25 protein-coding genes, 1 tRNA gene and 1 pseudogene are annotated in these 26,578 nt (G+C 59.7%); 10 read left to right on the top strand and 17 right to left on the bottom strand.

Going from position 1 to position 26,578, the window contains the following annotated elements; genetic code table 11:
• Window positions 1-18: 18 nt before the first annotated feature.
• Genes deoA through LHFGNBLO_RS13955 form a run of 6 tightly spaced genes read right to left on the bottom strand, consistent with a single transcriptional unit; the run spans window position 19 to window position 6,208 of the window.
• Window positions 19-1,338, bottom strand: coding sequence for a thymidine phosphorylase (gene deoA / locus LHFGNBLO_RS13980; protein ID WP_258608243.1), 1,320 nt, complete (start codon window positions 1,336-1,338; stop codon window positions 19-21).
• On the bottom strand, window positions 1,338-2,156 hold the full coding sequence (locus LHFGNBLO_RS13975; RefSeq protein WP_258608242.1) for a purine-nucleoside phosphorylase: 819 nt from the start codon (window positions 2,154-2,156) through the stop codon (window positions 1,338-1,340). Before LHFGNBLO_RS13975 ends, deoA begins: the two co-directional genes overlap by 1 nt.
• A 13-nt stretch (window positions 2,157-2,169) precedes the next feature.
• Complete coding sequence (gene cdd / locus LHFGNBLO_RS13970; protein WP_258608241.1) at window positions 2,170-2,562, bottom strand: cytidine deaminase; 393 nt, start codon at window positions 2,560-2,562, stop codon at window positions 2,170-2,172.
• A gap of 4 nt (window positions 2,563-2,566) precedes the next feature.
• Complete coding sequence (locus LHFGNBLO_RS13965; RefSeq protein WP_258608240.1) at window positions 2,567-3,538, bottom strand: ABC transporter permease; 972 nt, start codon at window positions 3,536-3,538, stop codon at window positions 2,567-2,569.
• 1 nt (window position 3,539) lies between these two features.
• Window positions 3,540-4,679 carry an ABC transporter permease gene (locus LHFGNBLO_RS13960; protein ID WP_258608239.1) on the bottom strand — a complete coding sequence of 380 codons (1,140 nt, stop codon included), beginning with the start codon at window positions 4,677-4,679 and terminating at the stop codon, window positions 3,540-3,542.
• Complete coding sequence (locus LHFGNBLO_RS13955; protein WP_258608237.1) at window positions 4,676-6,208, bottom strand: ABC transporter ATP-binding protein; 1,533 nt, start codon at window positions 6,206-6,208, stop codon at window positions 4,676-4,678. Before LHFGNBLO_RS13955 ends, LHFGNBLO_RS13960 begins: the two co-directional genes overlap by 4 nt.
• 207 nt (window positions 6,209-6,415) lie before the next feature.
• Between LHFGNBLO_RS13955 and LHFGNBLO_RS13950 the strand changes: the two genes are divergently transcribed.
• A complete protein-coding gene (locus LHFGNBLO_RS13950) occupies window positions 6,416-6,625 on the top strand; it encodes a SlyX family protein (protein WP_413774683.1) in 210 nt (69 codons plus the stop codon).
• 22 nt (window positions 6,626-6,647) lie between these two features.
• Complete coding sequence (locus LHFGNBLO_RS13945; RefSeq protein ID WP_258608235.1) at window positions 6,648-7,052, top strand: hypothetical protein; 405 nt, start codon at window positions 6,648-6,650, stop codon at window positions 7,050-7,052.
• A 66-nt stretch (window positions 7,053-7,118) separates the two neighbouring features.
• Here the strand turns inward: LHFGNBLO_RS13945 and LHFGNBLO_RS13940 are convergent, their stop codons facing one another.
• From LHFGNBLO_RS13940 to LHFGNBLO_RS13925, 4 genes and pseudogenes are all read right to left on the bottom strand, one after another.
• On the bottom strand, window positions 7,119-8,108 hold the full coding sequence (locus tag LHFGNBLO_RS13940) for a BMP family lipoprotein (RefSeq protein WP_258608234.1): 990 nt from the start codon (window positions 8,106-8,108) through the stop codon (window positions 7,119-7,121).
• A 314-nt stretch (window positions 8,109-8,422) separates the two neighbouring features.
• Window positions 8,423-9,087 (bottom strand): annotated as a pseudogene (gene msrA / locus LHFGNBLO_RS13935) (peptide-methionine (S)-S-oxide reductase MsrA).
• Between the two features lie 58 nt (window positions 9,088-9,145).
• Complete coding sequence (locus LHFGNBLO_RS13930; protein ID WP_258608232.1) at window positions 9,146-9,469, bottom strand: hypothetical protein; 324 nt, start codon at window positions 9,467-9,469, stop codon at window positions 9,146-9,148.
• Between the two features lie 102 nt (window positions 9,470-9,571).
• The gene (locus tag LHFGNBLO_RS13925) at window positions 9,572-9,844 is read right to left on the bottom strand and encodes a hypothetical protein (protein ID WP_258608230.1); all 273 of its coding nucleotides are present in this window, start codon (window positions 9,842-9,844) and stop codon (window positions 9,572-9,574) included.
• Window positions 9,845-10,636: 792 nt separating this feature from the next.
• On the opposite strand from LHFGNBLO_RS13925, the gene LHFGNBLO_RS13920 reads away from it, so the two are divergent.
• The 4 genes from LHFGNBLO_RS13920 to LHFGNBLO_RS13905 all read left to right on the top strand — a co-directional run bounded on the left by LHFGNBLO_RS13920 (window position 10,637) and on the right by LHFGNBLO_RS13905 (window position 15,043).
• Window positions 10,637-10,726 (top strand) — tRNA-Ser (locus LHFGNBLO_RS13920).
• A 364-nt stretch (window positions 10,727-11,090) separates the two neighbouring features.
• Entirely contained in the window at window positions 11,091-11,753 is a 663-nt protein-coding gene (locus tag LHFGNBLO_RS13915; protein WP_258608228.1) for a hypothetical protein, read from the top strand.
• A gap of 916 nt (window positions 11,754-12,669) precedes the next feature.
• A complete protein-coding gene (locus LHFGNBLO_RS13910) occupies window positions 12,670-12,822 on the top strand; it encodes a hypothetical protein (RefSeq protein WP_258608226.1) in 153 nt (50 codons plus the stop codon).
• 79 nt (window positions 12,823-12,901) lie between these two features.
• Complete coding sequence (locus tag LHFGNBLO_RS13905) at window positions 12,902-15,043, top strand: ATP-binding protein (RefSeq protein WP_258608224.1); 2,142 nt, start codon at window positions 12,902-12,904, stop codon at window positions 15,041-15,043.
• Window positions 15,044-15,260: 217 nt separating this feature from the next.
• Here the strand turns inward: LHFGNBLO_RS13905 and LHFGNBLO_RS13900 are convergent, their stop codons facing one another.
• Complete coding sequence (locus LHFGNBLO_RS13900; RefSeq protein ID WP_258608222.1) at window positions 15,261-15,680, bottom strand: very short patch repair endonuclease; 420 nt, start codon at window positions 15,678-15,680, stop codon at window positions 15,261-15,263.
• Between the two features lie 96 nt (window positions 15,681-15,776).
• On the opposite strand from LHFGNBLO_RS13900, the gene LHFGNBLO_RS13895 reads away from it, so the two are divergent.
• Together LHFGNBLO_RS13895 and LHFGNBLO_RS13890 are read left to right on the top strand one after the other, a co-directional pair.
• The gene (locus LHFGNBLO_RS13895; protein ID WP_258608220.1) at window positions 15,777-16,976 is read left to right on the top strand and encodes a DNA cytosine methyltransferase; all 1,200 of its coding nucleotides are present in this window, start codon (window positions 15,777-15,779) and stop codon (window positions 16,974-16,976) included.
• Entirely contained in the window at window positions 16,906-17,682 is a 777-nt protein-coding gene (locus LHFGNBLO_RS13890) for a GIY-YIG nuclease family protein (protein WP_258608218.1), read from the top strand. Before LHFGNBLO_RS13895 ends, LHFGNBLO_RS13890 begins: the two co-directional genes overlap by 71 nt.
• Before the next feature lie 4 nt (window positions 17,683-17,686).
• On the opposite strand, the gene LHFGNBLO_RS13885 is transcribed toward LHFGNBLO_RS13890, so the two are convergent.
• The 4 genes from LHFGNBLO_RS13885 to LHFGNBLO_RS13870 all read right to left on the bottom strand — a co-directional run bounded on the left by LHFGNBLO_RS13885 (window position 17,687) and on the right by LHFGNBLO_RS13870 (window position 24,284).
• Window positions 17,687-18,745: a hypothetical protein gene (locus LHFGNBLO_RS13885; RefSeq protein ID WP_258608217.1), complete on the bottom strand. Its 1,059-nt coding sequence runs from the start codon at window positions 18,743-18,745 to the stop codon at window positions 17,687-17,689.
• Between the two features lie 315 nt (window positions 18,746-19,060).
• Window positions 19,061-21,163, bottom strand: a complete 2,103-nt coding sequence (locus LHFGNBLO_RS13880; RefSeq protein WP_258609719.1) for an ATP-binding protein — start codon at window positions 21,161-21,163, stop codon at window positions 19,061-19,063.
• Between the two features lie 2 nt (window positions 21,164-21,165).
• Window positions 21,166-22,542, bottom strand: coding sequence for an SIR2 family protein (locus tag LHFGNBLO_RS13875; RefSeq protein WP_258608215.1), 1,377 nt, complete (start codon window positions 22,540-22,542; stop codon window positions 21,166-21,168).
• A gap of 398 nt (window positions 22,543-22,940) precedes the next feature.
• Window positions 22,941-24,284 (bottom strand): anti-phage deoxyguanosine triphosphatase, encoded by a 1,344-nt coding sequence (locus LHFGNBLO_RS13870; RefSeq protein ID WP_258608213.1) that lies wholly within the window; start codon window positions 24,282-24,284, stop codon window positions 22,941-22,943.
• A 111-nt stretch (window positions 24,285-24,395) separates the two neighbouring features.
• On the opposite strand from LHFGNBLO_RS13870, the gene LHFGNBLO_RS33655 reads away from it, so the two are divergent.
• Complete coding sequence (locus LHFGNBLO_RS33655) at window positions 24,396-24,995, top strand: hypothetical protein (protein WP_413774682.1); 600 nt, start codon at window positions 24,396-24,398, stop codon at window positions 24,993-24,995.
• Window positions 24,996-25,070: 75 nt separating this feature from the next.
• Here the strand turns inward: LHFGNBLO_RS33655 and LHFGNBLO_RS13860 are convergent, their stop codons facing one another.
• Complete coding sequence (locus LHFGNBLO_RS13860; RefSeq protein ID WP_258608211.1) at window positions 25,071-25,352, bottom strand: HU family DNA-binding protein; 282 nt, start codon at window positions 25,350-25,352, stop codon at window positions 25,071-25,073.
• 39 nt (window positions 25,353-25,391) lie between these two features.
• On the opposite strand from LHFGNBLO_RS13860, the gene LHFGNBLO_RS13855 reads away from it, so the two are divergent.
• Window positions 25,392-25,685 (top strand): DUF736 domain-containing protein, encoded by a 294-nt coding sequence (locus tag LHFGNBLO_RS13855; protein ID WP_258608209.1) that lies wholly within the window; start codon window positions 25,392-25,394, stop codon window positions 25,683-25,685.
• Window positions 25,686-25,772: 87 nt separating this feature from the next.
• Here LHFGNBLO_RS13855 and LHFGNBLO_RS13850 read toward each other — a convergent pair whose 3' ends face one another.
• Window positions 25,773-26,303 (bottom strand): MucR family transcriptional regulator, encoded by a 531-nt coding sequence (locus tag LHFGNBLO_RS13850; RefSeq protein WP_258609717.1) that lies wholly within the window; start codon window positions 26,301-26,303, stop codon window positions 25,773-25,775.
• Window positions 26,304-26,578 lie beyond the last annotated feature (275 nt).

Genomic DNA, 26,578 nt, shown 5'->3' with positions numbered 1-26,578 from the left:
GAACCTTTCCGGCTCCTGTTAACCGCGCGGCAGGATCCGCCGGATCACACTCTTGTCCGCTGGCGGCTTCGAGGCGCCGATCGCATAGGCCGAAAGCACGGCGGCAGCGGCCGCCTCTGCATCCGCCAGGGTGCGGGCATGGACCAGGGCCAGCGCCTCGCCGGCCCGCACCTCCGCACCAACCGGCAACAGCCTGGTGATGCCGACCGCATGGTCGATCCTGTCGTCAGGCCTCGTCCGCCCGCCACCAAGCCCGACGACCGCGAGCCCGATGTCGCGGGTGGCGATACCGGTGACAAAGCCGTTTTCGGGCGCCTTCACGGCAAACTCCACCGCCGCCTTCGGCAGGTATTTTTCCGGCTTCTCGACGAAGTCGGCGGGACCGCCAAGTGCCGCCACCATGCGCGCAAACATGGCGGCCGCGCGGCCACCGGCAAGCGTCTCGGCGGCGCGCCGCATGCCGTCCTGATTGGACGACACCAGCCCGGCGGATTGCAGCATCTCGGCGGCCAGAGCCAGCGTCACATCCTCCAGCCGCCGGTCGCGGTAACGGCCGGTGAGGAAGTCGACCGCATTGTGCACCTCGACCGCGTTGCCGGCAGCCGACGCCAGCGGCTCGTTCATGCCGGTTACCAACGCCGAGGCCTTCAGGCCGGCACCGTTGGCGACTTCCACCAGGCTGTTCGCCAGTGCCGTTGCGTCGCGCGATTTCTCCATGAAAGCGCCATTGCCGACCTTGACGTCGAGCACCAGCGACTGCAGGCCGGCGGCGAGCTTCTTCGACAGGATCGAGGCGGTGATCAGCGGTACCGATTCGACGGTTCCCGTCACATCGCGGATCGCATAGAGCCTGCGGTCGGCAGGCGCCAGATCGGCGGTCTGGCCGATGATGGCGCATCCGGTTTCGAGCACCGTCTTGCGAAAGCGCGCAATATCCGGCTGGCTGATATAGCCGGGGATCGCATCCATCTTGTCCAGCGTGCCGCCGGTATGGCCGAGACCCCGACCTGATATCATCGGCACATAGGCGCCGCAGGCGGCGACGATCGGCGCCAGCATCAGCGAGACATTGTCGCCGACGCCGCCTGTCGAGTGCTTGTCAGTGACCGGGCCGGGCAGGTCCGACCAGTCGAGCACATCGCCGGTATCGCGCATGGCAAGCGTCAGCGCCACAGCCTCGTCGCGGCTCATGCCGTTGAAGAAGACCGCCATGGCGAAGGCGCCGATCTGGCCGTCCGAGACGATGCCTGAGGTCAGGCCCTCGATGAAGCCGGCGATCTCCTGCGTCGACAGCTTCTGGCCGTCGCGCTTACGGCGGATGATTTCCTGAGGAAGCATCAGGCCGGGACCTTGCTCTCCGGCAGCCCGTCCTGGAACACACGCTGGAGGATCGTCGCCAGCCGCGCGCCGCCGATCGGCGCCATGTCCTTGGTTTCCTGGTGCGAAAGCTCCGCTCCGGTCATCCCTGCCGCGAGGTTGGTGACGACCGAACAGGCAGCGACACGCAGGCCGAGGAAGCGGGCGAGAATAACCTCCGGCACGGTCGACATGCCTACCGCATTGGCGCCCATGATGCGCGCCATGCGGATTTCGGCCGGTGTCTCGAAGCACGGCCCGGAAAACCACATGTAGACACCCTTGTGCAGCTTAGTGCTGGTCGCCTTCGCTGCCTTCTCGATCGCCGAGCGAATGCCGGCGTCATAGGCTTCGGTCAGGCCGACGAAACGGCGGTCGCTCGGCTCGCCGATCAGTGGATTGGACCCTGAGAAATTGATGTGGTCGGTGATCAGCATCACCGAGCCGGGACCCATGTCCGGGTCGACCGAACCGGCGGCATTGGTGAGGATCAGCTTGGTGATGCCGATGCCTGCCAGCACTTCCAGCGCCGGCCGCATCGCCGCAGCAACGCCATGCTCGTAATAGTGAGCACGGCCGGACAGCATCAGCACTGGCGTGCCGGCGAAAAGCCCCGCCACCACTTCGCCGGCGTGGCCTGTAACGCCGCTTCTGGGAAAGCCGGGCAAATCCGCATAGGAAATGCGGACCGCATCCTCGACCCGGTCGACAAGCCCACCAAGGCCCGAGCCCAACACCAGCGCGGTGGTCGGCGCCAGCCCGTCGAGCCGTTCAACGAGATGATCCAGCGCTTCCTTCATTTCAGCCAGCTCTTCATTTCAATATGTCACCTTTGAAACCGTATGGCAGCAAGTCAGCCATGGTGACAGTCTCGACCACGCCGGCATTGTCGCACAGGTATAGCTTCGTATCAGGCTGGCAGAACTCGGCCAGCCGTTGCCGGCAGCCGCCGCAGGGCGAGCATTTCGCCATGCGCTCGGCGATCACCGCGACCTCGGTGATCTTGCCGCCGCCGCCCATGATGTAGTTGCCGAGCGCCGTGGTTTCGGCGCACCAGCCTTCCGGAAAGGATGCGTTCTCGACATTGGCGCCGGCAAAGACCCGGCCGTCCTCGGTACGCAACGCAGCCCCGACCGGGAATTTCGAATAGGGCGCATAGGCCTTGGCCATGGCGGCTTGCGCCGCTTGGAACAAATCATGAGCCATTAAATCAGCGTTCCTTGACGTAGGGCACGCCGCCGGCGCGCGGCGGGATGGCCTTGCCGATGAAGCCGGCAAGCAGGATGACGGTAAGGATATAGGGCAGTGCCTGCATGAATTGTACCGGCACCTTGCCGATCAGCGGCAGCGGCGTGCCTTGCAGGCGGATCGCCAGCGCATCGAGGAAGCCGAACAACAGGCAGGCGAACATGGCGTTGACCGGCTTCCACTTGGCGAAGATCAGCGCCGCCAGCGCGATATAGCCCTTGCCGGCGGTCATGTCCTTCACGAAGCCGCCATTCTGCGCCATCGACAGGTAGGCGCCGGCAACACCGGTGAGCACGCCGGTGCAAATCAGCGCCCGGTAGCGCAGCCAGGCGACCGAGATGCCGGCCGTATCGACGGCGGCCGGGTTCTCGCCGACCGCGCGCAGGCGCAAACCGAAGCGCGTGCGAAACAGCACCCACCAGGTGAACGGCACCATCAGGAAGGCGAGATAGACCAGCACCGAGTGGCCGGACAGCAGCACCGAATAGATCTGACCGAGGATGGGCACGTCCTTGACGGCATCGGCGCCGGGCAAGGTGATCGCCTCGAACCGCTCGTTCGGCGCCAAAGCCGGGGTGCGCCCGCCTTGCTGGAACCAGTGCTGGCCCAGCATGATGGTCGATCCGGCAGCAATGAAATTGATCGCCACGCCGGAGACGATCTGGTTGCCGCGATGGGTGATCGAGGCAAAGCCGTGGATCAGCGCGAAGGCTACCGAGATCAGGACGGCCATGCCGAGGCCGATATAGGCGGAATGGAAGACCGAGGCGGCGGCGGCACCCGCGAACGCGCCGACCAGCATCTTGCCCTCGAGCCCGATGTCAAAAATGCCAGCGCGCTCCGAATAGAGTCCGGCCAGACAGGCAAGCAGCAGCGGCACCGACAGGCGGATGGTCGAGTCGAGTATCTGGATGACAGCGTTGAAGAGATCCATCTCAGGCACCCTTCCCCTTGGCCGCTTCCATGCCGACTGTTCTCGGGCTGATGGAAGCGAACAATGCCTGGATATAGGGCCGGAACATGTGCTCGAGCGCGCCGGCGAACAGGATGACCAGTCCCTGGATGATGACGATCATGTCGCGGCTGATGGCCGGCATCTCGAAGGCGAGTTCGGCACCGCCCTGGTAGAGCATGCCGAACAGGATCGCCGCCAGCACGATGCCGACCGGATGCAGGCGCCCCATCAGCGCCACCGCGATACCGACGAAACCGGCGCCGGAGACGAAATCGAGCGCGACATTGTGCTGGTCCCCCATCGTCGGATTGAGCGCCATCATGCCGGCCAGCGCGCCCGAAATCATCATGGCGATAATGATGATGCGGGTTTCCGAAATGCCGGCGTAGCGTGCCGCTTTCGGGCTGTGCCCGTAGGTGCGCATCTCGTAGCCGAGCTTGGTGCGCCAGATCAGCAGCCAGACCAGATAGGCCATGACCAGAGCCAGCAGGAAGGAGACGTTCAGCGGCGCCGAGCGTATCTTGGCGCCGAACAGTTCGATGACCCAGTTGAGCTTCGGCAACTGCGCGCCGTCGAGGAAGGTGCGCGTCTGCGGCGCCATCGAGCCGGCCGGCTTCAGCATGCCCACCAGCGCATAGACCATGACGCTGGCGGCGATGAAATTGAACATGATGGTGGTGATGACGATGTGCGAACCGCGCTTGGCCTGCAGGTAGGCCGGGATCAGCGCCCACAGCGCGCCCATCGCCGCGGCGGCGATGATCGCCAGCGGGAAGGTGAGCCACCACGGCAGCACGCTGTCGAAGGCCAGGCAGACGATGCCGATGCCGAGACCGGCAATATAGCCCTGACCTTCGCCACCGATGTTGAACAGGCCGCAATGCGCCGCAACCGCCACCGAAAGCCCGCTGAAGATGAAAGTGGTGGCGTAGAAAAGCGTAAACGCGATGCCTTGCCCCCTGCCGAAGGCGCCTTCGACCAGGATGACGGCGGCACGGAACGGATTTTCCCCAACCAGGATGACGACGAAGCCGGCAACGACGAAGGCAACGAACAGGTTGATCACAGGGATCAGCCCGTAGTCGGCCCAGCCCGGCAGCTTGGCATAAGGCGTGCTCATTGTGCGGCCTCCTGATGCTCGACGCCGGCCATCAGCAGGCCCAATTCGCCTTCGGTCGCCTCCGCGCCACGCTCGCCGACGATGCGGCCGGCAAACATCACCAGGATGCGGTCGGAGAGCGAGCGTATCTCGTCCAGTTCGACAGACACCACCAGCACGGCCTTGCCCTGATCCCGCATGGCGATGAGGCGCTTGTGGATGAATTCGATGGCGCCGACATCGACGCCGCGCGTCGGCTGGCCGACGATCAGCACGCCCGGATCCTGTTCCATTTCCCGCGCCAGCACGATCTTCTGCTGGTTGCCACCGGAAAAATTGGCGGTCTTGAGCCGGCAGTCCGCCGGGCGAATGTCGTATTTGGTGATCTTTTCCTTGGCATCGTCGCGGATGGCGTCGATGTTGAGGAACGGCCCCTTCAGATAGCGCTCGTCGTCGTGATAGCCGAGGATCGAATTCTCGTTCTCCTCGAAGGCCAGCACCAGCCCGACATGGTGACGGTCCTCCGGCACATGGGCAAGGCCGCGGTCGCGCAGTTCACCCGGATCGGCAGCGCCGGTCAGGTCGATCGGCTTGCCGTCGAGCATGACCGAGCCTGAAACGGCGCGTCTGATCCCGGAAATCGCCTCGAGCAGTTCGGATTGGCCGTTGCCGGCAACGCCGGCAATACCGACGATCTCGCCGGCACGTATGTCAAAGGAGATGTCGTCGACCATGGTGACGCCGCGTGAATCCTTCACCGTCAGGTTCTTGACCGCGAGCTTGACGCCGCCGGCTTCCGCCTCGCCCTTTTCCACTCTCAGCAACACACGCCGGCCGACCATCAGCTCGGCCAGTTCCTCGACGGTGGTCTTCCTGGTTTCCCGCGTCGCCACCATCGTGCCCTGGCGCATGACCGAGACGGTGTCGGTGATGGCCATGATCTCGCGCAGCTTGTGGGTGATCAGCACCACCGTCTTGCCCTGCTCCTTCAACTGCTTGAGGATGCGGAACAGATGGTCGGCCTCGGCCGGCGTGAGCACGCCCGTCGGCTCGTCGAGGATCAGGATCTCGGCGCCGCGATAGAGTGCCTTGAGGATTTCGACGCGCTGCTGCAGGCCAACCGGCAACTCCTCGATGATCGCATCGGGATCGACCTCGAGCCCGTATTCGCGCTCGAGACGCTCCAGTTCGGACCGCGCCTTGGCGATGCTCTTCTTCAGCAGCGCATCGCTTTCGGCGCCGAGAATGATGTTTTCCAGCACCGAGAAATTGTCGACCAGCATGAAATGCTGGTGCACCATGCCAATGCCGAGCGCGATCGCGTCGTTGGGTGTCTTGATCGACGCCGGCTTGCCGCCGACGTGAATTTCGCCGCTGTCGGCCTGGTAGAAGCCATAGAGGATCGACATCAGCGTCGACTTGCCGGCGCCGTTCTCGCCAACAATGCCGTGGATGGTGCCGCGGGCAATTTCCAGATTGATGTCGCGGTTGGCGCGCACGGCGCCAAAACTCTTGTTGATGCCGATAAGCTCGATTGCGGCTTGCGCCATGCAGCCTGTCCCACTCTTATTTTTTTATCGCTTGGTCAAAACGCCTAGCATGATGCTCTGCCCCTGCCAATTGGCCGAAGCAGTGTTCACTCTCGACAAATCCCTGCGCGCTTGTCAATTTCGAACATGGCGGGGATCTTCACATTCGCTAATATGGCGAATCCGAAAAGCGCATCGCCTTGAACTGCGCAAGACCGAGGATTCAAGATGATCATGCCTGCCGACCGGCTGACGACGCTGGAAATCCGCGCCACCGAGCAGGAGAAGACCATCGAGGAACTGTCGGGCCAGATCGCCGAACAATGGAAAGTGATCGAGCGCATGCAGCGCAAGCTCGATGCACTCGCCGACCGGTTCCTGGCGCTGGAGGACCAGGCAGCATCCGACGTGCCGGTGACCAAGCCGCCACATTGGTAAGACGGCCGGAGGGGAGCAAGTGATGGCCAGTGAAAGTGATCGCATCGCGCGGGCCGGCGACTATGTGCTCGGTCTGATGAACGACAGGGACCGCGAGCGTGCCGAGCGCGACCTGGAGATCGACTCCGACTTCCGCGACGCCGTCGTCCAGCTTGCCGAGCGCATGCATGTCTTCGATCGCGCCGGACCAGCGGGCGTGCAGCCCGACAATCGCTGGGAGCTGATCACCCAGCGCATCGCCGAATTGCCGCAGATGCGGATGGCCGGCCTCGACAGCAGCGATGTGAGACCCCCGGCAGTAATCCGCAGCCTCGACCAGCCACCTTACGGCGTCGGCCTGCACGCGCCCGGTGGCCGGCGCGGAACCATCATCGCCATCGGGCTGATTGCAGCCTTTGCGCTCGGTTATCTCGCGGGGAAGTTTTAGCTCCGCTATCCCAAAACAAAACCGCCGGGTTTTCACCCGGCGGTTCGAAATTTTGGCTAGCGTCGATCAATACGGGCAGGCGTTGTCCGACATGTAGTCGTGCACCTTCACGGTGCCCGCGATGATGTCGGCCTTGGCCTTTTCGACGGCTGCCTTCATGGCGTCGTCAACAAGCGCCTTGTTGTTGTCGTCCATGGCGTAGTCGACACCGCCTTCCTTGAGGCCGAGATCGTTGATGCCGCCGGTGAACTTGTCGTTCTTGGCGTCCATGAACGTGTTGTAGACGGCAACGTCGACGCGCTTGACCATGGAGGTCAGCACCTTGCCGGGCTGCAGGCCGTTCTGGTTGGAATCGACGCCGATGCCCAGCTTGCCTGCGTCGGCCGCTGCCTGAAGCACGCCGACACCGGTGCCGCCGGCTGCCGCGTAGACCACGTCGGCGCCCTGGTCGATCTGCGTCTTGGCGATCTCGCCACCCTTGGCCGGATCGTTCCAGGCCGCCGGCGTATCGCCGGTCATGTTCTGGATGACATCGGTCGCGCCGGCCGACTTGGCGCCGCCAACATAGCCACAGCCGAATTTGCGGATCAGCGGAATATCCATGCCGCCGATGAAGCCAACCTTCTTGGATTTGGAAGCCAACGCCGCCATCACGCCGACGAGGTATGACCCTTCCTGCTCCTTGTAGACGACGGAGCGGACATTGGGCTTGTCGACGACCATGTCGATGATGGCGAATTTGGTGTCGGGAAACTCCACGGCGATCTTGTCCAGCGCGTCCGCCCAGGAAAAGCCTGCCATGACGATCGGATTGCGGCCATCCTCGGCGAAACGGCGCAGCGCCTGTTCGCGCTGGGTGGCGTTGCTCACCTCGAATTCGACATAGGCGATGCCGGTTTCGGTCTTGAACTTTTCAGCGCCGTTATAGGACGCCTCGTTGAAGGATTTGTCGAACTTGCCGCCCAGATCATAGAGAATGGCGGGCTGAATGTCCGCGGCGAAAGCCGGAAGAACCATTGCAGTTGCGGCCAGAAGGCCGAGAACGATACGTTTCATGTGATCCACACCCTGTCGGTTACTTTTTCCGTTATGCACCGCCTGTCTGCCCGGTTCACCGGCAGGCATGCGACGTCAGCCAGGAGTGCACTCCCCTCCCGCTCCGGGCCAATCTGGCACGGCCCGAAACAAAATTCACGCGGAATTTTGACCCTTTGGAAAAGCGTGCCGCCGGGACGCGGCGCCACAACTCATTACTTTCGCCAAATGCATGTTCGCACCAAAGTGAACAGCGGTTTTGGGGTAATAATATGCACCCAAACAAGGAGTTGGAACGCGCCACATGAGCCCTCCAAACATGACGCGGCGTGAACTCAGGCGGAGGCAGCCGCGGGGATGGCACAGGCCGCGCCGGTGCCCTTCAAATTGCAATAGCCATGGGGGTTCTTCGCCAGATACTGCTGGTGATCTTCCTCGGCGAAGTAGAATTCGGGTGCTGCCGCGATCTCGGTGGTGATCTTGCCACGGCCGGCGCCACGCAAGGAGGCTTCGTAAGCGTCGCGTGACGCAATCGCCGCCCGATATTGCCCCTCACTGAGCGTGTAGATCGTCGAGCGGTAGGTGGTGCCGACATCGTTGCCCTGGCGCATGCCTTGTGTCGGGTCGTGGCTTTCCCAAGACAGCTTCAGAAGCTCCCCATAGGACACGATCTTCGGATCGTGGACGACACGCACGACCTCTGCGTGGCCTGTGAGGCCGGTGCAGGTTTCCTGGTAGGTGGGGTTGGGGGTGACGCCGCCGGCAAGGCCGACAGCGGTGACCCAGACAGCTTCGAGCTGCCAGAACAGCCGCTCCGCGCCCCAGAAGCAGCCGAGCCCGAACATCGCCGTCTCCAGCCCCTTGGGATAAGGCCCCTTGAGCGGCCGTTTCGAAACAAAGTGTTTGGATGCCGTCGGGATCGCCGGGCGCGGCCCGGCAACGCCTCGGAGGGCTTCGGCAAATTGAGCTTCTTGTTCAGTGTATCGCTGAGAAAGAACATGCGCGGTCTCCCTTTTGATCAAGTTCGGGGACGCAGGAAGGCCATCAACGAAAAATCGTCAGGTTGGCGCGAACCGTCCGGCAGGCCGCTGCCGCCTGTAGCCGATCGCGTAAAGCAGGAAGGCAAGCACCGCGAACACCGCAAAGCCGGGCTGATTGAGCACCCAGGCGATCACCCCATCCCACAGCAGCGGATTGATGTTGTCGCGGATATAGCTTTCGAAGGCGCTTCGCGTGTCCGGCGAGACGGCGAGCCAGCTGGTGTTGAGCGGGGTCATTACCAGCGCCGACGCTGCCACCGACCGCGTCGCATCCAGCACCGCCATGATGACGGAAACCGAAAGTGCCACCGCCGCCGCAAGACGAAAGATGAAACGTAACATCCAGACCCCTCCCCCGAGGATTTCCCCCTAGACCTGCCAAAGTCTGTACCGAGAGATAGTCTTTGCGTGCTTTGACCGCAATCGTGACACGCGAATTTGAACCTAAGCCGCCGGTTTCCTTTTTCGCCGGTTGACGCGCCAGACGGCGAACAGGCCACCGGCAATCGCCCCGACGACCAGGCCGGCCAGCCCGATGAACAGGGCAAAATAGCCGCAGGCGCCCTCGAAGCAGCTCATGTCGGTGGCGTCCGCAATCACCGAACCGGCGAAAAACCCTGCACAGGCGCCGATCACCGCACCCAGGATGATACCGAGCAGGGCGGCGATGATCGAGACCAGCACCGGCGGACTTTCGCTTTCCGGATTGGCATACACCGTCTCGGCAACCCGAGCCCCGGCGCAACAGATAGATGCAGAGCACGCCGAGGGCGATTTCAGCAGCGGTAACGGCCAGCCCCTGTGGCGAAAAGACGAAATCGGGCGTGACCAGCACATAGGCTTGCCGTGCCAGCAGCCATAGGATGGTGGCGACCTGCCAGATGGTGAAATGGCGCGGGAACCGCGCCGAACGGTTGAAAGCCAGGCCGAGCAGGTAAAGTCCCCACAGGATGGTGACGATGCTGGCCGCGACGCCGCCATAGACGAGATAGAAGACGCTCCCCGGCAGGCTGTGGTCGCCGATCAGCCGCCATGCCGAAATCAGGCCGTAGACCGACCAGGCCATGACGACGGCGAGCCAAGCCAGCGGCAGATAGGACAAGCCGCTGTCCGGCCGCCCGGCCGGCTGTGTATTGGTCGATGTCATGTTCCGGACGATGCCCCAAAGCCTTGCCGTCACTCGACAGGCGGCCGGCGGCGAAGTCAAGCACGGCAGGTTTTGCGACCCTGCCTGTGCACATCATTCGGCCATGATCACGTCAAAAGGGTCGCCGCATCGGCATGGCCAAAGAAGCGATTCCCGGCAACACGAATAGAATGCCGTTATGACTTGGCATTCGGCGCCGGATCGACTAGATGAGCCCCGCGCCTGTTGCTTTGACGGCGTGGGGAAAGGGTGTCCGCTGGTTGACGGCACCCGCGGTGCGGAGTTTTCGGACCGGAATTCCCAAAGGGAGATGCATCTCCCCAACCCGCGCGGCGAAACCGGCCGGCGCGAAATGCAACGACGGAGAGGTGGCCGAGTGGTTGAAGGCGCACGCCTGGAAAGTGTGTTTACGGGAGACCGTAACGCGGGTTCGAATCCCGCTCTCTCCGCCATATCATCAAAAAAATCAACAACTTATAGTGAATTTCAGAACTTACCCGCCAAAGAGCCCATCATGCAGGATGCTATTGATTTAGGCAGCATGCGACGGCATGAGACATCCGGCCGGGGCGCCATTCCCATCATAAGACGATATCTTTGACCCATCGAGATCACAATTCTGGCAAAGGCGATGAGCGACTACTAGGCTGGGGTGAATCTGGCCTTTCTGTGTAGCGCTGTTCTGTAAATCCTTTGCGGCCGCCTCGATCGACACCGCGCGCGCGTCTTCGATGAATTGCTTAATCGCCTCTTCGCTCATGCGGGTACCATGCCTTGCGACATGTTATGCTGCCGCACTTTCCGAAGGGGGACACGATGCTGATGCGCGTCTGCTGGTTGTTGATTGGGGTCGCAATTGGAGTTGCTGTGACTTTGGCGATCACAAGCCAAACTTGGCTGATCGCAAGCCTTGAATACAATCTGACCTGGGACCGGGGCCGAGATTGGGTTGGAGCTTTGTCCGGCTGGGCAGCATTCGTCGCAGCAGCGGCAAGCTTGCCCTATTTGATAGGACAGTGGCGCGAGGCCAAAAAGCAAACGAGATTCGTGATCGGCGACGAAGATCCAACCCTCGACGTCATCGAACATTTGAAAGACAAAAACACGCTTGTTATCAGAATAGTGAACTGGAATAGGCGGGCGATCTTCGTGAAGGACATTGCGGTCGCGTCCAAAACCAAACCCTCGAACATGACGGACCAGGCTGTCGTTTGGGACGCCAAGAACGAAGATGGTGATGTCGACGCGAAACTCCCCGTTCAGATCAAGGGCTGGGAAGATCGAGCGGCAAGGCCCGGCTTTGCGAGCCTCGATATCCTCCTGATTAGACAAGCAGCCGGTAGCGAGGAGAACTGGACGGCAGACAGCGTAGTGCCTTTCCCGCAGGATGCGAGCATAGTCGCGACCATTCAGCTGCTGGGCAACGCGCACCGCCTGCTTGAGCTCACCGCAAACGCGTTTCCTGCAAAAACGCCTTGATGCAGGCTCCAGCGCCCGGAGCGCGTTGTCGGATGCGCATGCCGATGTCATCAGTCGTCAAAGCCAAGGTCAACGACGTCTTCAGCAAGGAACCAGTCTTGTGCCAGTTCCCTTTTCGGTCGAATTGGACGAGATAGGAGGTGCGCCCACGATCGCGCCAAGCGCCAGCCCGCTGCTGGTGGACGGAACTACATTTCGACCCTTTCTGTCTGGCGCCTTCAGCCGAATTGCGCCTGCTCTTCAAAGATGTTGGCGAGCCGGGGTTCGCGGTGGTGCAAACTCGACCGACGCGCATATCTGGGGGTTCGAGTCGGAAGACCGCTACATCACGAGACCCACTATCGAAGAGGCATTCTTTTGCTATCGGAAGCACGCGGCTTAGTCCAAAACTCTCCGATTTGGATTTTGGCGTGTGTCGTCATGCTTTCCGCGCGGAAGCACTACGGAAGCACAAAAGATCGGACCAGTTTCGACGCACCCCTGTGGAAAAAATGCCATGGAACTCTACTCAACGATGACGCGGTGACCGATAGCTGCCCATTTCGGGGCGAATAGGATGCATCGAGGACGATGAAATGGGGGAACCTTCCTCGGGGCTGTGCTGGCAGGCTCCACCGATCCGGCCGCGCAGGTCATAGAGCGGGTGGCATGGACTTTCGAAGCCAATCCAGGTCTTCGCAGCCGGATCGAGAAATCCAAGCAGGTCGACACGAACCTCTTCGGAGAAGAAACTATCACATGGATGCCAGAAAACGGCGCATCAAGAACGTAGTCGTGAAAATCTCTCGCGGCCATGCTTACTACGAGATCAGGGAGCAGATGTTGAAGATGGATCGTTCCGCTGACCTTTCTGAATGACCAGGTTTTCGAAGACGTCTCGTGGCCGAACGGCAGGTGCCCCGAGGTGGGCAGCCGGATGATGACGCGAACAATCACAGGCGAGGATCTCGACGAAGATTGGGTCATCGTGCAGAAAGGAGTGTACCGCTATGCAGTCATGCAGACGGCCGGGATGCTCGTGCGGATCGTCATGAGGGAGTATCTGGCGGTCGAGATCGGCTGGGAATAAACGGCAGTCAATCCTCCTCAGAGTGGTAGGAACTTCGCAAAAGAGTGCTACAACGAGGACGGTGGCCGACGGGGGGAAGATGAGCGAAGAGAAAATTTCGGAGGCGGTAAATCCGCCCGTACTCGAGTTCGATCACAACGTAATCGAGCATCTTGGAATTCGCCTCTATCAAAATAAACCCGGGAGTGTTCTCGCCGAGATCGTCGCGAACTGCTGGGATGCAGACGCGGAGCATGTCTATATCACTACATCCGCCAGCGGTGCGACTTCCGAAGAAAGGTTTCTTGCTGTTGCCGATGATGGATTCGGAATGAACTTCGGGGCTATCCGCACGCGCTACCTAGTAATAGGAAAGCCGAAGCGCACGGGACCAAAGATGAAGTCTCCGGGCGGGCGCGGTCCCATGGGCCGCAAGGGCATCGGCAAGCTCGCGCCTTTCGGCATCGCACGATCAGTTGACGTGATTTCCTGTGCAGACGGCAAGATTAGTTGGTTCACACTGGACCTTGACGATCTAATAGCCGCAGGCCAGCAGGGCGGTGCTTATCCACCCAAATTCACCCTTGAAGACGAGGACCTGTCGGTATCGCTTTCAGCTGACACCCCAGCAGATGTCGTTGCTTTCGTCGATCGGGTTCGCGGATCTGAGAAGAAGACAGGGACGCTGATCAAGATGCGACGCTTGACGTCAAATCAGGATCTCGCGACCGAAGCGATGGAGATCGCCCTTGCTAGCAAGTTCACGGTCGTTCTCAACCGGGAGGACTTCGCGGTGACGATTAACGGGCAACCGATCGACAAGAACCGTGCGATTCCGGCATTTGAACTCCGCATTCCTGCGGAGGGCTACTCCACAGAAAGGCTTGCAGCCGGAGAGGTCAAATATTGGGTGGGGTTCGTCGGTTCTGCCGAGTGGGCGGCCGATGAAGCGGGGATTGGCGTTTTCGCTCATGGAAAGAGCGCTCAGGACAGGCCTTTCTTCTTCGGTGCCAAAGGGAAGGAGGTGTTTCAGCGCTACATGTACGGAGCCGTCGAAGCCGACTGGCTGGACGAGTTCGAGCGCGATCTCATTTCCACCGACCGTTCGAGCCTTGACTGGAGCAGCGAAGAGCTTGGCGAATTTCGTGAATGGCGTCGCCAGAAAGTCGGAAATTGGCTGGGCTCTTACGCGGCGCATCGCGCCGGGAAGCATGTTGCGGAGGTTAGGAGCAGGGCTGCCACGCGCCGAGCGGCACATCAGATTGCCGTCTACTCCCCGCATGAGAACGAGCAGATCGATCTGCTGGTAGCCGAAGCGACCAAGGAACTAGGAAAGAATCAGGGAGACGTAGCGGACGAACTTCTGGCGGCTGTCTCGCAGGCGTGGGTGAACCTGCCGACGCGAAGCCTTTTGAAAGATCTTTGGGCTGGTCTTGGGGAGGCACCGTCGGGGTCCGCGAGCTTCCTTGACGTGACTTCGAAGCTTCACCAGCATTCCGTTCCGGAAGCGATGGGCTTGGCCATGACCTTCGCCCAGAGAGCATACGCTCTCAGTCTTCTGCACCGCCTGGTGCACCAGAAGAGCGAGGAGAACCTGCAGGAACTGATCGAAAGTTTTCCATGGATTCTGCAGCCGCGGGGCGATCTCCTTACGGCTGATAGACATCTGAAAACGACAATAGAGCACTCCGCCCTGGATGACGCTACCAAGGACCGCGCGGGACGAGAAATTAAAGGGATGACCGAGCGCGAGCGGGCGGACTTCGTCTTCCTGACCGATGCCGCGAAGAAGACGATCCAGATTGTCGAGCTGAAGGCGCCTGCGCGCGAACTGACTGCGGAGAACGACAGGCAGCTGCGCGACTACCTAGACTTCACCCGAGCGTTTCATCCAACCGCTGTTTTGAGCGGACTTCTTGTCGGACATCCGGGAAATCCACCCATCCAGACAAACGACACGCGCATATCTATCCGCGGCTGGGACGAAATCCTGCTCGAGTGCCGGGCGACATATGTCGATTTGTTGGCTTCGATGCTAGAGCGCGCCGATCCCGCTGCGGGGGACACGCGGATGAAGCTGGTGATGGAGTTCGGTGGTGAGCCAGTCTGGGAGTTATTGAACCACATCGCAAAGAAGGACGAGAATCTTGCCGATCTGATGGAACGCTTCGACCATCTCAAAGAATCCGGCAAGGATAGCATCGACGACACAGGCATGCTGCAAATCGCCCAAGCATCCTAGATCACGAACCGGGACGGCATGGCGGCGACCGGCAAGCCCGCGAGGCTCGCGCGGGCAGCTCTGGAGCCAGCGCCCGGCCTCCCCGCAGGTGTCCGCTGCGGCCCCAGTTTCAGTCGCCCGTCGGGCTGTGCGTCGGGTTGCACGATCTGGAGGTCGACCTCGAACCGCTACGCCGTGCCGTCAGTTCCCGCGACTCGTCCGCCGGGGAGTCGCTGGATCAGGAAGGCGATTGAGGCCCGAGGAATTCCCGCAGCCGCCGGGTGAGGTCGTCGACGTGTTTCAATTCGCACTCCCAGATCACGAGCGCGCGCCACCCTGTGGCTTCGAGCGCGGCGAGGCTGGCAGCATCTCTCTCGACGTTCCTGGCGATCTTCGCTTTCCAGTAGGTGGCGTTGGTCTTCGGAACACGGGCACCGCGCTTGCAACTGTGTCCGTGCCACCAGCAGCCGCTCACGAATATGACTGCCCGGCGGCTTGGGAACACCAAGTCGGGCCTTCCCGGCAAGTCCTTGCGGTGAAGTCTAAAGCGATAGCCGAGTGTATGCGCGAGCCGACGGATGGTCATTTCGGGTTTTGTGTCCGTAGACCGGATTAGCGCCATCTGGCGGGAGCGGTCAGGATCAATTCCTAGGGTCATAGAAAAATCATGTTGAGCATGTTACCGATGAGAACAAAACGTAAACCATTTTCGCCCATCAGTATGTTAACATCACACGCGAATCGCGGGGAGATCATGCCGACATTCTTTGAGTTCTTCGCCGGAGGGGGCATGGCGCGCGCCGGGCTTGGCGACAAGTGGACATGTGCGTTCGCGAACGACTTCGACGTCAAAAAGGGCCTGACCTATCAAGTCAACTGGGGGACCGGCGGCGAGCTGACCGTCGGCGACATCCGGAAGGTGAAGGTCGACAAGCTTCCAGGCACAGCCGACTTGGCGTGGGGGTCATTCCCGTGCCAGGACCTGTCGCTCGCCGGAGGCGGGGCAGGCCTGAAGGGCGAGCGCAGCGGCACGTTCTATCCCTTCTGGGAGGTCATGCAGGCCCTGATCAAGGATGGACGCGGTCCGCGGATCGTCGCCTTGGAGAACGTAAACGGGACGCTGACGAGCCATGGCGGCGCCGACTTCGTGGCGATCGCCGAAACCTTCGCCAAGGCGGGTTATCGATACGGCGCCGTTGTGATCGATGCTAAGCTGTTCGTCCCCCAGAGCCGTCCGCGGTTGTTCGTGATCGGCGTTCGCAGCGACGTCGTCGTCGACGAGGCGATGCTGTCGCCGGAAGCCGTGGAGCCATTCCATACGCGCGGCCTGCAGCACGCGGTCGCGCGGATCCCGGCGAAGGCAAGGAAGAGCTGGCTCTGGTGGAACCTGCCGACTCCGCCGCTCCGTAACAGTTGCTTCGCTGACCTCGTCGAGGAGAATCCGTCGAGCGTCGAATGGCACACCGCGGAGCAGACCGCGCGGCTGATCGCCCAGATGACCCCGGTGAATCTCGCGAAGCTGGAAGCTGCTAAGCGCGCCGGCCGCCGCATGGTCGGGACTGTCTACAAGAGGACGAGGACGCAGGCGGACGGCAAGGCTGTTCGCGCTGAGGTCCGCTTCGACGACGTGGCGGGCTGCCTGCGCACGCCATCTGGCGGATCATCCCGGCAGACGATCATCGTGGTGGACGGCGACCGTGTGCGATCGCGCCTGATCAGCGCGAGGGAGACCGCGCGCCTGATGGGGCTGCCTGACGATTACAGGCTTCCCCGTGCTTACAATGAGGGCTACCACCTGATGGGGGACGGGGTGGCGGTTCCGGTAGTGCGCTGGCTGGCGCAGCACCTGTTCGAGCCTGTCCTCCAAGCTTCCGAAGGACGACATGGCCAAAGCCCCAGACAGCACGGCGGACGATACGAAAAAACCGCCGCTCGAAACGGACGAGCTGCGTAAGGCTATCCGGAAATTCTTTCGGGAGACGCTCTACGACGACCCCTCCGGCGTGAAGCGTCCGGTCGGTGGATACAAGTGGGGAGTCTATGCCTTCTATGACTACGACGGCGAGCCGATCTATGTAGGCCAGACCAAGGAAAAGCTGAGCGGCCGGGTCAGTCGGCACATGACGAACCAACGCACCGATGCTGTCGCCATGAGCGTGCTGGATCCTTTCGAGGTGGCCGAGATCGAGGTGTGGCCGCTGCCCCAGTTCGAAGGGGTCAACAAAAAGCATCCCGACTTCAACCACGCCAAGGCTTACCTCGACGCGCTCGAGCATCTCGTTTTCACCAGGCTGCGGGCCGAAAGCAAGTTCAAAGCGATCCTCAACGAGAAGGACCCGCCAGCACCAACCATCCCGATCAACGAGCCGCCGTCGATGAAAGGCTCGATCGTCTCCGACAAGGTGCTGGAGCTGCGGGGTCACCCCGACACGCGCCTCGCCCGGCGGGCGCTGATCGTCTCGAAACTGGCCCAGGTCATCAGCGAGCGCGAGGTCAAGATTGGCCTGCGGCGTGTCCTCCTCACCCAGTCAAAGCGGCTCTACTGGCTTGCGGATCGTCGCTTCCAGAGCCTTGGCGGCGAAAGCGAGGTCGAGGCAGGTCCCGAAGACGAAGAGGAATCAGACGACGGCGGCGATGAAGCCGAAGCGGGCCAGGACTGAGCTCTTAGTTCGCGGCGCTTTTCTTGATGTTGTAGTTTGGCTGCAGAGTGAACTGCCACAGAGGCAGCGCCTGATCCTTGAAGCCTTCGGGTATCCTCAGGGAGAAGACGTCGGGATCGTCCTGCACGTCCAAGGCCAGAATCGAGCTTTCTCCAACCGTCATCTCGCCGTATGCGCTGCTGACCATCGTGCTCAACGCACCGATTATCTGGAGGTCCTGGTCTTCCACGGGGCTTCTAGGGCTGAAACCGAAGCGCACCCCAACCACCTTCCCTTCGTCCATCATGGCGTGTGCGTACTGCTCCGGCCAGTTGCCGTGCCGCATCAGATAGAATGCGATTTCCTTGCCGTCACCGTCCGCGACTTCTTGGTTTCGGCAGTAGATTTTGATCCGCCTCGTAGTGAAGCGGACCTGGCCGCTGTCGTCCGGCACAAAGCATTCATCTGGATCTCCATGAAATTCGATGCGCAGGTCTGGCAAAGTAGCAATCGTGCGGTCGCCAAGGGTTGCCATCTCGTTCCGGGCCATCGCGTCAGCGAAGCCGATGACGAAGTGGTTTTTCGTCTCGCGGAACGCCGCCGACGGCAACAGCACCCAGACCCCGGGGTTTGAAAAGTACGCCGCGATTCTTAGAGGAAGGCCGTTTATCCCGGCGTATGCCTCCAATTTCCGGATGGATTTCTTGGGAATCTTGAATTCCGATTTGAAGTCCTTCATGTGGAAATTCTTGACCTCGATCAGATAGCTGGTGCCGTCTTTCAAGATCATGCGGTAGTCGGGTATCTCAACTTCGTCGCCATCGATGAACAGGCTTCCGCAGTCCTCCTGCTTAATCATCCGGCATTTCCCTAGCGCACCGGCTGCGTGAGCAAACAGTGCTTCCACGCGCTTTCCGTGGAGCAGTATCAAGTTCGTCTGAGAAGCTTTCAAGGATCGGCCGACCCGGCCAAGGAAGTCGTCGATATCGCCGTCAGCGTTGATCTTGTAGCCGCGGTCCCGGCCTATGGCCGTAAAAAGCTCTACTGGATCGAATTTCTCCGGATCGCGCTTCTTGCGCTTCATGTTGTGTGTTCCTTGCGGGGCGAGATTGCTCCCTTTCGTCGGACATTGCAAAGCCGATCCCGACCGCTTTTTGTCGGTTGCATAGCCCCGCCCGAATCTCCTCTCGAATGGGGTGGTTCACACGATAACGACAGGGGACAAGTTCACCGAGCGCGCACCCGCACGGGCTCGCAACACAGGCATCCACACCGACCGCATGCAGCAGATCTACGTGAAGGAGCGAATTCTTTACCGCCCGAATGAAGCCTTCCAAGGCCTAATGCTGAAAGGCTTAATTAGCTTGTCAGTCAGACGGCGTCGCTTGGTACCGAGGTATCAGAAAGGCGTGTCGTCGTCTTCATCCGCCTTCGCGGCTGCAACCGGGGTTTCCGAGATTTTTGCGGGTCTCTTCGGTTCGGCACCCCACGCCTTGATAATAGTTGATAGCGGAAATGGCGCGGGTTCCGTTCGCCACTCGTGGTAGGGAGCAGCAGTCTGGCTGAAAGGACCCGGATTCGGCCGGTCGAATTGCACGCGCGCTGGAATATGAAAAGCGCTTCCAAAAACGATCGCCTCGCCAGAGGCAAGGATTGTGACTTGATCGAGCAGCCTACGAGCCTGCATTGGAATGATCCGACGAAAATGGTCGATATCATCTGGGTTCTGAAGGCGATGGCTTATGAAATTGGCGCATTGGCTGATGATTGTCTGACTGATTTCGCTGGGTCGCTGGCTAGCGATAACAAGTGACAGGCCAAATTTCCTTCCTTCCTTGGCTATTCTTTCAAACGCGAGCCGCGAGAGGGTCTGCCCTCTTTCCTCGTCGGCGCGGGGAGGTCTCGCGTAGTTATGGGCTTCCTCGAGAACTAATAACCAGGGATGTTTGTAACGTCTCTCGGCGGGAAGATTTTCTCTCGCCTCCAAAAGAACACGGCCGATGATCGTGCAGGCATAGGGTAAAACTTCGTAACTCAGCATTGATAGATCAATAATCGAAACTCGCGGCCCCTTCCGCTTTCCAAGGCCTAGTTTGTCCAGCCAAATCGATAGGGAGGGAATGTTAGTGGCCTCGTTTTCATAGTTGAGGAATGATTGCCAGCGCGGGTCATCCAAACGAGCTTTCAGACGAAGTTTGAGGGTCGTAAGATGCGCCTCCACTCTTCCGACATCTTCCGGAGCCGTGGCGCTATCGAACAGCGTGGGATCGACAAGTCGACCACGCGGAATAAATCGAGGACTATCCGCTGTCGTTGCGCTCATCGTCGCGACGGCGACGTCGCCAGCAATTAAGGCCCTCAGATTGGCCAGGACAGTCTCCGCCGCAGCACGAATGTCAAATTCGTTCTCTGGTGAACTCCAATCCACGTCCTTGCCATCCGCCTTGTACTGAGCAGCATGAGGGAGAAGAGTTTCGCGCAGCTCGGTCATTCCATCGACCTGCCGCGCGCCCACGTAGTCCTTCAGAATTTTGAATTGTTGGCAGCATATCTTCTTATACGGCTTTTGCTGAACATCTAAGACCTGAAGTATGATCAAGACCTTGGAAACGGCATGCCGTAGCATGTTTGACCCCGTCACGAGCGCGCTGTCCTCGCCGCTGGCCTTCGCGATAGCCCACCAGTCTTTTAGCACGGGCTCCTGAGTTTGCTCCGATGCGCTCAACCAGGTGCAAACTTCGGACGCGTTCATGAACCAAAGCGGAATTCCGAACTCAGCTCCATTCAGATAAATCCGGTCCGGCGATCGAGGCGGGGATGCCGGCGGGAATGCCTTGCCGTACTCCCCGTTGATATCAAGGACAAAGACGTGCGGCTCGTCACCTTTGTCGCCAAGCGCTCGCATGGCCTTTTGTAAAAGACTTGAAACAGTGAATGACTTTCCAGAGCCGGTATTACCAACGATGGCGAGCGGCCGCGAAAATAGATCATTATAGGAGGCGCGCACCGCGCTATTGGGTTGTCCAGTAGGCCACCCAATTCGCAAATCGTAGTCGAAATCTTCGCCCCCATAATCCTCCGGCTTGTTGCAACGAGGTGGCGTTTCGAATACCGCCTGAAGGATTTCTGGGGAGCATATTTCGGCCGGGGTATCCAGCGTCGGCAGGATGGTTATGCCCGGGCTAAAGGCGCCGATTTTTTCGTTTTGTTGGATGGTGCCCAAGAGCTGAATACTCGCCGTCCTGCGCGGTTTTACGAGCTCCAGCGAAAGGTCGTCCCCGGATGTGGTATCAAAGGTCTCGCGCGCCTCTAGGTCGGTAATGATACCAATGACAAATTGCCCAGCCCCTAGACTAAAAGTCAAATAGGCGTTGATCGCCACGGCGATCTGAACGCCGTCAAGCGTAGCGCGAAGCGCGGATTTCGTTTCGGGCAAAAGTTCGACCTTCACCCGAAAGCCTTGCACCGCCACGATATGGCCGACAATCCGAGGGTTTTCCATCGTCACGTCGAGCCATTCGCCGGCTGATCGTCAGGACCATTCGACGCCTTGATCTGCTTCTCAAATCGACGAAGTCGCAAGAAATCGTCCAGCCATTGAACATCCGGCATGATCGCGCGCGCGAAATCATCGAACGTCGATTTTTGGTAGGCGCCTTTCTTGAAGGCGGACGCTGACGCCGTCAGCACAAACGCACGTTTGCCAAGCTCCTTGTATCCGCGGATGCGGGCGATTGTCGGGCTGTTGGGGTTGGGCTCAACCACGAGCAAAACCAGCGACGGATTCATGAGAGCCGTCTCAATAATCTTGGTGACGTGGTCGTCGCCAAACCCATATCCGAGTACCAGCACGAACGTCTGTGGCGCGCTCATCCGGATATGGAACGCGCGAAAGAGATGAGCAAATGGCATCGAAAGCGTCTGAGCGAATTTATTCGCGGTGGGCAGAACGCCAACCGACGGAATCTTGTCGCCAAGCTCCTCAATCATCTTGGCCTTGGCGATCGGATCGAGGGTAGCGTATTTCACATAGTCGCTTAGGTCGGGATGGCGAGCCCGCAGCTCATCACCGCGAACCTGCCAGTGAATCGACCCGTGAAGCTTGTAAAAATGCAGAAATTTGTCGAAGCGCCTGACCCTGCCCTCCGCTATCTCGCCGGGATAGTAGATGTCGAGCCCGTACACGGAGGGGTCAAACCGGGCGTCGGCGCGACCGGTGAATCCGTCAAAATACTGAATGCCGAGTAATTCGAGGGCCTGCTCAAAAAGCGTGTCGTAGTTCAGTGTGAAGAGATGGGCGCGGCCGAGATTGCTATCGCGGGCGACCAGCTTCGCCAGAAAGGCAAGTTGCGGCGCGATCGCTGTCGAACTCACGGGGCCCGTGCTGGGTAAGGTCAGGGCACATTCTGCGAAGATGACCTTGCCGGCCTCCTTAACAAGCCAAGCGAGTTCCAACACGCTCGGGCTAGCCTTCCCTTTCCATATTACTCCGCCAAAGGGGGACTGCGTGGCGGTTCCGATGTAACTTGCATTCACGAGATACGAGAGCCAATCCTCAAAGCCAGTTTTATCAGTGCTCTTATCCGCCGTGCGCGCGTCAATGATGACCTTGATGGTGGCTGGGCACTTCGCCATCGCCTTCACCGCCGCGAGGACGGCTTTTTCCAACTCGACCATTGTCTTTCCGCCCGACGAAACTGATGTGCCGGCGCCGGTAAGAACAACAAGATTTTCCATGCGAAGCCATTCGGCTATCAATGCCTGAAGTCTTTGACGGCTGTCTTTTGGTGATAGCCCGGAAAGAAGGTCGCTGACGGTGCCTTCCTCGGAAGGGCCGATCAGCTGGTATTCGCTTTCAGGTGCAGTCGGCAATTCGGACATAGTTGCGCCATGCTAGCACTCCCACGCTGTTCCGTACAAATGAAGTTCCGTCTTACTGATCGAGGAGGAAATGAGACTCTCCCGCGATGGGTCGGCCGCTCGGAACAGGTCTCAAACAGCGCCCCAAACCCGAGAGTTTTTGTGCCAAAGAGTTTTCCTCGATGGATTGTAGCGGATGACGGAAACTTTCTAACCCGTTGTAAATAGATGAAATATTTGGATGTTTGGGAGGCCCTGGCACCAAATGGAGAGACCGCTGCGGCAGGCCATCTCATTGATTTCACTAAGGAGGTTGGTTGCGGGACAGATTGAACCTGTGACTGTAAGGTTGTGAGCCTGACGTACTGCCCCCGCAACAAATGAAGGCACGGCATCACGCCTTCAGGCAGTTCTGTTCATTAGAGTTTATCGAAGACGGAACCCATTCGGGGACTGAAAAGTCGATCATAGGTTTTGAGCAGAAACCAATCAGTCATGCCCGCGACATAATCGCAGATGGTCCGGACGTCGTCTCCCGATTTTTGGAACGCCTCGTAGGCGTCTGCGGGAAGAAACGCCTTGGGTTCGGAATTGATCGCCTCAAATACCGACACAACCATCTTCTGGCCCTTGAATTCAAGGTGCTGAACATTCGCGCTTCGGATGACCTTGTCGACAACAGCATTTTTCAGTGCATCCAGCAGAACCCCATATCTTCGAGGCATAACGGCCCGGAAACGGAGAAGCGGTTCCGCGAACTCTGGCACCTCCTCAATTGTTACATTGGTCATGAAATGATGAACGAGGCGACCAATGTAGTGCTTTCTGCTCTTCCCGTCTGAGAAAAGCTTCTTCACAACCACTTCGTATACGTCATTCGCGAACTCTTTGGGGTACTTGGCTTTCAAGGATTCCAGGAACGCGGCGCATGCAGATTCCGGCACGAGTGCGCGAAATTCATGTTCCTTGATTAGTCCCAGGGCAATGGAATCCTCGAGGTCGTGGACGCCGTAGGCAATGTCGTCCGCTATATCCATGATGCTGCAATCGAACGATTTATGGATTGGCTTAGCATGCTCCCCGTTCGTCTCCTTAAGAGCTTGAAACCTCTCCCGGTCTGTCCGGCCTAAGGGCTCGAAAACCCAATCTACAACGTCGGTCTCGCTGTCGAGGAAACATTTTGGTGGCTTTGATTTTTTTCGATCGATAATCCTGATTGAGGTGGGCCGCTCATCCATCTCGGCCGGCTTCGCTGGATTGAAGACCGCGCTGTACGGCGCTGGATATTTGAGAAGTCCAAGCAGGCATCGACGCGAAAGATCGGATCCGTGGCGCTCGGAGAAGCTTTCAAGCCGGCTGACGATCCGAAGGGTGTGTCCATTTCCTTCAAAGCCTCCGTGCTCGCGCATGCAGTAATTGAGGGCGACCTCGCCTCCATGTCCGAAAGGCGGATGACCGAGGTCGTGGGCGAATCCAATGGCCTGTATTAGGCTTGCCGATGGCAGATGTCGGAAGGCGGCATGATCCGTGAGCAGCATTAACTGGCGGGCGATGCCGCCAGCGATTTGCGCGACTTCAAGAGAATGCGTCAGACGGGTTCGGTAAAAGTCACTGTCGCCCAGGTTAAGGATTTGGGTTTTGCCTTGAAGCCTACGAAACGATCCGGAATGGACGATACGAGAGTAGTCGATGTCTGAGGATAGCCGCGCGTCCTCCGGCTGCTTTTTCCACCCGCTTTGACGCGCGTCCCATGCTTCTTCCATATCGCACCCCTACACTCATTCCCCGAGGAGGCATACATTGCCACGCGCAAATCGAAAATAGCCTTGAACTGGCAATGCGTTCTCATCGCCTCACTCGACCACGCCAGCGTCATGGTGTTGTTTGCCCATTGCGCCCCGCTTACCGTCAATGCCGTAAAGCACCTTTGGGAGCGCAAGCCTCTCGCCCACGATACTGGGAACCGGCTGGCGACAGTGGTCAACCTCGACATCACAACACATTGGACGCCGACCGTCGGGATGTATCTCGGGCGCATCAACAAGGCACATATCCTCAACGCCGTGCGCGATGCTGCCGGCGAAGAGGCGGCAGAGAGGCTGTCGGATCTGAAAAAGCAGCCAATGGCGGAAGCCGCCGAGCAGTTGCTGGCCGGGACTGGATGGCTGCCTGCAGTCTTGCGGACCCCGGAACCTGCGGTGTTTGCTGAGCGGCAAGACGAGGAAGGCGTGGACGCCAGATCGGCGGACGTTGCTGAAGCGGAGCCGGAAGCCCCGGAGGCGGACACGACGAACGCTGCGCTCGCCGACAGCAGCTCCCTAGCCGAGGGGGCGAACCCGTCAACATCGCCGCCGAATAAGCGACGGCCGGAGCCACCGGGCGGTTCCGGCCAGCTTTCTGTTGGAGAATTTCCCGGCCGCGCCAATGGCGCACCCGGGGACCTCGACTTAAGAACGGCAGCAATGAGAAGCTGATGATCTTGGCATGAGACATCATCGCCCAACAGGACAGCGCGTTACCATCAGACGAGATGTATCATCATAAAATGGTCAGCCGTTGACCGAGTCCTTGAGAGCCTTTGCCGGCTGGAAGACGATCTTCTTCGATGCGGCGATCTTGATCGTGGCGCCAGTCGACGGATTGCGGCCATCACGTGCTGGTTTGTTCTGTACCTTGAACTTGCCGAAGCCATTGAGGCTGATTTCCTCGCCCTTGGCAGCGGCGTCCGCAATGCCCTTCAACACATCCTCGACCACGGATTTCGCTTGGGTTTTCGACAGGCCGTGCGCGTCTGCAAGGCGTTCGGCAATATCGATAGTGTTTACAGCCATCGTTTCCATCCCTTCTGAGTTGGTTCAACGATTGGCCTTATGGCACAGGCAATTCCACACTGTCATCGCGTCAAGGAACGAATCCGCTGCAAACCAACGCCAAAGCCGGCAATTTCTACCACTCTTATCGCGTCACGCAGCGCATCACCTTGGCATCAGACGCCCGGCGTGGAAGCAACCCTTTCCCAGCAATGCCTCAGCGTGCGTCAGACGGACTACCACTCCGTCAAGCTCGACGACCCCAGCTTCCCCGCTCCGATCTACCCGAGCCTGGTCGAGACCGACACAGCGGGCGACTTCTCGCTCATCTGGTCCCGCCGCACCGCAGAATGATCCATCTCAACACGAAGCCCCACCTCAAGGCGGGGCTTCGCCATGTTCAAGTCAGGCGCAGCCTAAGCCTCTGTCAGATGCAGCAGGTTACGCTTTGGCCCGCGCCTTGCGCGCCTTCTTCACCGGCGACTTGATTGCCGCCGCAGTGGTTCTCGCTGCCGCCGCACGCACGGCCGGTTTGCGTTTTTCCGCCGCGGCAGACGTGGGCGTCGCCGCCTTGCGCCCGAGCCCTATTGATTTCGCCAGAGCCGACCGGGTGGCCGCGTAGTTCGGCGCCACCATCGGATAGTCGGACGGCAGGTTCCATTTCTGCCGGTATTCGTCGGGGGTCAGGTTGAAGTGCTGAAGGTGCCGCTTGAGCGATTTGAATTTCTTTCCGTCTTCCAGACAGATGATGAAGTCAGGTGTCACCGATTTCTTGATCGAAACTGCCGGCTCCTGTTTTACCACAGGTTCTACCGCCGACGTGCCGATGCCATTCAGGGCGGCATGAATATCACCGATCAGCTTCGGCAACTCGCCAACCGGCACCGGATTGTTCGATACATAGGCGGCGACAATGTCAGCCGTTATCGACACGGTATCCAGTGCATTGTCTTGTTCGACAACAGTGGTCATATAATTTCCTTCTTGTGGAACGGATGAATTGAGCGACGTTTGATTTGAACGCCCCGCCAACAAGGCAAATAGTGCGTTTCTCCGTAAAATCTACGTCTCTTGCGCAACATGACAAGAGTAAGTTTCGCTTCTGTCATCCCATCGGCTGGATTGCCCTTGCCGATCTCATCTAAAGCAAGGAGCTTCCCTCGCTTTTCCGCCCGTCCCAGCTGTGCAGAGCAATGCCGCTGGCTCGCACCCTGGCTATAGAGTTGTATCAGCGCGCAGTGTGCATG

Origin of the sequence: Mesorhizobium sp. AR10 (genome assembly GCF_024746795.1) — a bacterium.
Lineage (GTDB): Bacteria > Pseudomonadota > Alphaproteobacteria > Rhizobiales > Rhizobiaceae > Mesorhizobium.
This window is presented reverse-complemented; position numbering and strand designations above follow the sequence as displayed.